The organism is Hespellia stercorisuis DSM 15480 (genome assembly GCF_900142165.1).
GTDB classification, from domain to species: Bacteria; Bacillota; Clostridia; order Lachnospirales; family Lachnospiraceae; genus Hespellia; species Hespellia stercorisuis.
Genome location: NZ_FQZY01000007.1, coordinates 40,860 through 47,282, shown reverse-complemented (window position 1 = coordinate 47,282; position 6,423 = coordinate 40,860). Strand labels below are relative to the sequence as shown.

Here is a 6,423-nt window from a genome sequence, read left to right as displayed (position 1 = left end):
GACAGACAGACAGACAGACAGACAGACAGACAGACAGACAGACAGACAGACAGACAGACAGACAGACAGACAGACAGACCTCTGAGTGTGTCTTTTTTGTGCGTATTGAATAGTGTGGATGAGCGGGATGCTGTGCCCCTGAATACCGGGGTGCGGTGTCTTTTTTCGTTCGACAGCCCGTTTTGGAAAAAGATAAAAGATTCACCTGAAAAGCAGTAGAGATATAGAACGTATATGGACAGGCAGTGGGGCAACTGTGAGTGTCCGTGTCATATTATGGCTGTGAGCAGCAGACAATGTTCTGGTGTGTAGATGAAGTAGATGAATATGAGAGAATGGTGATATGAGGTGATGAGATGGTGAGTGGATATCTGAAGTACCGGAATGGTCAGTGGGGGTTGGAGAACGGTGAGGATTGGGAAGTGCTGGATCTGAGGAAGAGTGTGGATATGCAGGCGGGAGAGTCGTGGAGAAAGTGCAGACTGGTTCCGCGCGGGGAAGGCATTCTTGTTGACGGAGAGGTGGAACTGACTCCGGAGCTGGCAGACGAGCTGGAAATCACCCTGCGGCAGTATGAATGGCCGAAGATTTCTTGAAGATTTCTCTTTAAAAACGCAGATACTTGTGTTATACTATACGGCAGAAGTGATTAAAGGAGGAGCGAACATGAAACATATTAAAACATTGAATGAACAGACATTGAACAATACAGTGAAAAAAGGTGGATGTGGAGAGTGTCAGACATCATGTCAGTCTGCCTGCAAGACTTCTTGTACAGTAGGAAACCAGACCTGTGAAAACAAGAAATAATCGGTGTATGTTTACAATTTAAACTGAAAAGAAAAGGCAGCGGCCTAAGGTCGCTGCTTTATGCTTGTTGAACCGTCATTATCGGGTGAACGGAGTGCAGCAGGTAAATGAAATAGAAAGAGGGGTACTAGAAGTGATTCATCAGTACCAGAATAACGGATATAATATTGTCCTTGATGTGAACAGCGGAGCGGTCCATGTGGTGGACCAGAGTGCTTACGATGTGATCGAATGTCTCACGGGACTGAATCCGGAGCACACGGTGGAGACGCTGCAGGATGAGACGACCTTTACATATTTAAAAGACAAGCTTGGACAGATTTACAGAAAAGAAGACTTAGAGGACATCCTTGAGGATGTGATCGAATTGACTGAGGGCGGCCGGCTTTACACGAAGGATGTGTACGAGGGCTTCGTCGATGCGGTCAAGGAGAGAAAGACGGTGGTAAAGGCATTGTGTCTGCATATTGCGCATGACTGCAATCTGGCATGCCGATACTGTTTTGCGGAAGAGGGCGAGTACCACGGAAGGAAAGCGCTCATGACATTCGAGGTTGGAAAGAAAGCGCTGGATTTCCTGATTGCCAATTCCGGAAGCAGAAGAAATCTGGAAGTGGATTTCTTTGGCGGTGAGCCTCTGATGAACTGGCAGGTGGTAAAAGACCTGGTAGCATACGGGAGAGAACAGGAAAAACTTTATGACAAGCATTTTCGTTTTACTGTGACCACGAATGGCGTTCTGCTCAACGATGAGATTCAGGAGTTCGTCAACCGGGAGATGGACAACGTTGTCATCAGCCTTGACGGACGGAAGGAAGTCAATGACACCATGCGGCCATTCCGTAACGGGAAGGGCAGCTATGATCTGATCGTGCCGAAATTCCAAAAACTTGCGGAGAGCAGAAATCAGGAACGCTACTATATAAGAGGAACATTTACCAGAAACAATCTGGATTTTTCAAATGATATCCTTCACTTCGCAGATCTTGGATTTAAGCAGATGTCCATTGAGCCTGTGGTCGGTCCGGAGACGGACTCTTATGCGATCCGTGAGGAAGATCTCCCACAGATTTTTGCGGAGTATGATAAGCTTGCAAAAATTATGATAGAGCGCGAAAAGTCTGGAAATGGATTTACATTCTTCCATTTTATGATCGATCTGGAGGGTGGCCCCTGTGTATACAAGCGGCTGTCCGGCTGCGGATCCGGAACAGAATATCTGGCGGTTACGCCGTGGGGAGATCTGTATCCCTGTCACCAGTTTGTGGGCGAGGATGATTTCCTGATGGGGAACGTAGATGAAGGCATCAAGCGGCCTGAGATCGCAGATGAGTTCAGAAGCTGCAGTGTGTATTCCAAAGACAAATGTAAGAACTGTTTTGCCAGATTCTATTGCAGCGGTGGCTGTATGGCAAATTCATATAAATTCCATGGCACGATTCACGATACATATGAGGTGGGCTGTGAGATGGAACGAAAACGTGTGGAATGTGCGATTATGATGAAAGCAGCACTTGCAGAGTAGATTAAGCGAATGAAAGGAAGTAAGTCATGAAGAAAAGTAAAGGAGTCGTTAGCCTGATCGTTACGGTTGCATTGATTGCACTGCTCGGCTTTACGACGATAGTGGGATTTGGAAAAGGTGAGACAGGCGCGTCAAAGAATATCAAGCTCGGTCTGGACCTGGAAGGCGGAGTGAGTATCACTTACCAGACGGTGGATAAGAATCCATCTGATGAGGATATGAGTGACACGATCTATAAACTCCAGAAGCGTGTGGAGCAGTACAGCACAGAGGCGACGGTTTATCAGGAAGGCGATGACCGTATCAGTATCGAGATTCCCGGCGTAAAGGATGCCAATGCGGTTCTGGAAGAACTGGGACAACCGGGTACACTGTATTTTATTGCACAGACTGACAGCACAGGAGCGGCAAACTACACTGCAGATTCTACTGCGGAATCCGGTTATACGCTCAGCAAGACGATCGAAGAGCTGCAGAAGGACGGCAGCATCGTACTGACCGGTACCGATGTGAAGAATGCCAAGGCTGTCACAACACAGAAGGATTCAAATTCTGCCAAAGAATATGTGGTAGATCTGACGCTGACTGATGATGGAACAAAGAAATTTGCAGACGCGACGACAGCAGCTTACAACAGCGGGGAGACCATCGGTATCTACTATGACGGTGCATTCGTCAGCGTGCCGAAGGTAAATGAACCGATTGAGGGCGGAGAGGCGCAGATCAGCGGACAGAATTCATTTGAGGAGGCAGACAGTCTTGCTTCTACGATCCGTATCGGTGGGCTGAATCTGGAATTAAAAGAACTTCGTTCCAACGTGGTAGGAGCGCAGCTCGGTGAAGAGGCAATCAGCACAAGTCTGCTGGCCGGAGCAATCGGTCTTGCAATTGTGTTTGTGTTTATGTGCGGGGTATATCTGCTCCCGGGATTTGCTGCCAGTCTTGCACTTCTGGTGTACACAGGTCTGGTTCTGGTATCTCTGAATGCATTTGACATTACACTGACCCTCCCGGGTATCGCCGGTATCGTACTCGGTATCGGTATGGCCGTGGATGCGAACGTTATTATATTTGCCCGTGTGCGGGAGGAACTGACGGCCGGAAAATCTGTGCTGACATCCCTGAAGGCCGGATTCCAGAAGGCATTGTCCGCGATCGTCGACGGCAATATCACGACACTGATCGCTGCGGCGGTACTGTGGCTGAGAGGTACCGGAACGGTGAAGGGCTTTGCACAGACACTGGCACTCGGTATTGTGATTTCCATGTTCACGGCACTTGTGATTTCCAGAATGATTATTTTTGCATTTTATGCGGTCGGTATCCGTTCACCTAAGGCGTACGGCAGACCGAAAAAAGAGAGAGAGCCAATCAATTTCCTGGGGAAGAAAAAGATTTTCTTTGCTGCGTCGACCGCTGTGGTTCTTGCGGGATTCGTGTTTATGGGAATCAATGCGGGAAGTGGAAATGGAATGCTCAACTACAGCCTGGAGTTCAAGGGTGGTACTTCGACGAATGTAACATTCAATGAACAATATTCACTGGAAGAGATTGACAAAAATATCGTTCCGATTATCGAGGACGTGACCGGGGACAAGAATGTTCAGGTTCAGAAGGTTCAGGACACCGACCAGGTGATCTTTAAAACCGCAACACTGGATCTGAAGACCAGAGAGGCCTTCAACAAGGCTATGGTCGACAGCTTTAAAGTAGATGAGACCAAGATTACTTCGGAAAACATCAGCTCAACAGTAAGCTCCGAGATGCGTCAGGATGCGATTTTCGCAGTGCTGATTGCAACCATCTGTATGCTGATCTACATCTGGTTCCGATTCAAGGATATCCGTTTTGCAGGAAGTGCCGTGCTGGCTCTGCTGCATGACGTGCTGGTGGTACTCGCCTTCTATGCGGCGGTGCGTGTATCGGTAGGTAATACGTTCATCGCGTGTATGCTGACGATCGTTGGATATTCCATCAACGCGACCATCGTTATCTTCGACCGTATCCGTGAGGAATTAAAGACGAAGAAACGTGCGGAAGATCTGGAATTGATCGTAAACAGAAGTATTACAAGAACACTGACAAGAACCATGTACACTTCATTTACAACAATTGTCATGGTAGTTGTACTTTATGTATTAGGCGTGAGCTCTATCCGTGAATTTGCGCTGCCGCTGATCGTAGGTTTTGTGTGTGGTGCATACTCATCTGTATGTATTACCGGTGCATTATGGTATGTGATGAAGACAAAATGGGTAACAAAGAAATAAAAGAAAATAAAAACAGACAGAGCTGTTACATTTTGTAACGGCTCTGTTACGTTATAGAGAGTGGAGGAACGTGTATGGGAAATTGGTTTGTTTCGATGAAGAAAGCTGATTTTCAGGGGATAGCAGCCAGATATCACATCTCGCCGATTGTGGCAAGACTGATCAGGAACCGGAATGTGGTCGGGGATGAGAATATCGACCTGTATCTGAATGGGACAATTGCGGAATTGAATGATGGAATGCTGCTTAAGGACGTGGACCGGGCGGTGGATATCCTGACCGAAAAAATCGAGGGCAGAGCGCAGATCCGTGTAATCGGGGATTATGATATCGACGGGGTCAATGCAACCTATATCCTGCAGGAGGGGCTGGAAGGCCTGGGGGCAGTCGTCGATACGGATATTCCGGATCGGATCCGTGACGGGTATGGATTGAACCGCACCTTGATCAACCGGGCAATCGAGGACGGAATTGACACGATCATCACTTGCGATAACGGCATCGCAGCCGGGGAGGAGATTGCTTACGGAAAGAGCCAGGGGCTGACGATTATTGTGACGGATCATCACGAGGTTCCTTATGAGGAGACGGAGGAAGGCAGGAAATACATTCTGCCACCGGCGGATGCGGTGGTGGATCCGAAACAGGTGGACTGTACATATCCGTTCCAGGGGCTGTGCGGGGCTGCGGTGGCTTATAAGCTGATGCAGGCACTGTATGATTCGTTGGGAAAGGACGAGGAAGAAATCGATTATCTGATGGAAAATGTTGCGGTGGCAACGATTGGTGATGTGATGGATCTGGTCGATGAGAACCGGATCTTTGTCAGGCAGGGCCTGGAGATGCTCAAGCGGACGAAGAATCCGGGGTGGAGAGCACTGATGGAATGCACAAATATCGACGTGGAGCATCTGTCTGCTTATCACATCGGATTCGTATTGGGACCGTGCATCAATGCCGGCGGGCGCCTGGACACGGCGAAGCGGGCACTGGAGCTGCTGAGTTCAAACTCGAAAAAGGAGGCGGCTCTTCTTGCCGGCGACCTGAAGGCACTCAATGACAGCCGGAAAGAGATGACGGCAAAAAATCTGGAGGAGGCGGTGGAGCTGGTAGAGTCCACGCCGTTAGGCCAGGACAAGGTGCTGGTGGTGTTCCTGCCGGACTGCCACGAGAGCATCGCAGGAATCGTGGCGGGAAAACTCCGGGAGCGGTATTATAAGCCGGTCTATGTGCTGACGAAGGGGAAAGACGGGGTCAAGGGTTCGGGCCGCTCGATTCCGAACTACGATATGTTCGAGGAACTGAGTAAATGCAGGGAACTGCTCACGCGGTTCGGCGGACACAAGATGGCCGCGGGGCTGTCTTTGAAGGAGGAGCAGGTGGACAGACTGCGCATTCTGCTGAACGAACAGACTGGATTGACACCGGAGGATCTTGTGGAGAAGATTTCCATTGATATGCAGCTGCCGTTTGCCTATATCACGGAACATCTGATCGAGGAGCTGAAAGTGCTGGAACCCTTCGGAAAAGGCAATCCCAAGCCGTTGTTTGCGGAGCGGGAGGTGCGGGCAATCCACCCGCGCATTCTGGGCGTGAACCAGAATGTGTTAAAATGCCGCCTTCAAAGCAGAGATGGAGTGGAGATGGACGCAGTTTATTTTGGCGATGTGAAGGCATGCCTGGAATATATGAATGCGCATGAGCGGATTGCAGTCACATTTTACCCCGGAATCAACGAATACAAAGGGAACAGAACAATTCAGATTACAATTGTCAACTATCAATAAGGTGTGTTATACTTAAAGATATTTAGATATT

The 6,423-nt window shown here is 48.9% G+C and carries 6 protein-coding genes; all 6 read left to right on the top strand.

Annotated elements, in window-relative coordinates:
- The coding region (locus tag BUB85_RS21665; protein ID WP_200803532.1) for a hypothetical protein at window positions 1-219 on the top strand (219 nt) is incomplete at its 5' end.
- Window positions 220-356: 137 nt separating this feature from the next.
- Complete coding sequence (locus BUB85_RS01810; RefSeq protein ID WP_073104266.1) at window positions 357-596, top strand: hypothetical protein; 240 nt, start codon at window positions 357-359, stop codon at window positions 594-596.
- A gap of 70 nt (window positions 597-666) precedes the next feature.
- Window positions 667-810, top strand: a complete 144-nt coding sequence (scfA, locus tag BUB85_RS01805; protein WP_073104265.1) for a six-cysteine ranthipeptide SCIFF — start codon at window positions 667-669, stop codon at window positions 808-810.
- Window positions 811-943: 133 nt separating this feature from the next.
- The gene (scfB, locus tag BUB85_RS01800) at window positions 944-2,335 is read left to right on the top strand and encodes a thioether cross-link-forming SCIFF peptide maturase (protein WP_073104263.1); all 1,392 of its coding nucleotides are present in this window, start codon (window positions 944-946) and stop codon (window positions 2,333-2,335) included.
- 26 nt (window positions 2,336-2,361) lie between these two features.
- Window positions 2,362-4,605 carry a protein translocase subunit SecDF gene (locus BUB85_RS01795; protein ID WP_073104262.1) on the top strand — a complete coding sequence of 748 codons (2,244 nt, stop codon included), beginning with the start codon at window positions 2,362-2,364 and terminating at the stop codon, window positions 4,603-4,605.
- Window positions 4,606-4,679: 74 nt separating this feature from the next.
- Window positions 4,680-6,392: a single-stranded-DNA-specific exonuclease RecJ gene (gene recJ, locus BUB85_RS01790; protein WP_073104260.1), complete on the top strand. Its 1,713-nt coding sequence runs from the start codon at window positions 4,680-4,682 to the stop codon at window positions 6,390-6,392.
- The last annotated feature ends 31 nt before the right edge of the window (window positions 6,393-6,423 follow it).

Bases quoted from the DNA above. Each gene is read 5' to 3' on its own strand.
- BUB85_RS01810 (WP_073104266.1), top strand. From the start codon at position 357: ATGGTGAGTGGATATCTGAAGTACCGGAATGGTCAGTGGGGGTTGGAG.
- scfA (WP_073104265.1), top strand. From the start codon at position 667: ATGAAACATATTAAAACATTGAATGAACAGACATTGAACAATACAGTG.
- BUB85_RS01795 (WP_073104262.1), top strand. From the start codon at position 2,362: ATGAAGAAAAGTAAAGGAGTCGTTAGCCTGATCGTTACGGTTGCATTG.
- recJ (WP_073104260.1), top strand. From the start codon at position 4,680: ATGGGAAATTGGTTTGTTTCGATGAAGAAAGCTGATTTTCAGGGGATA.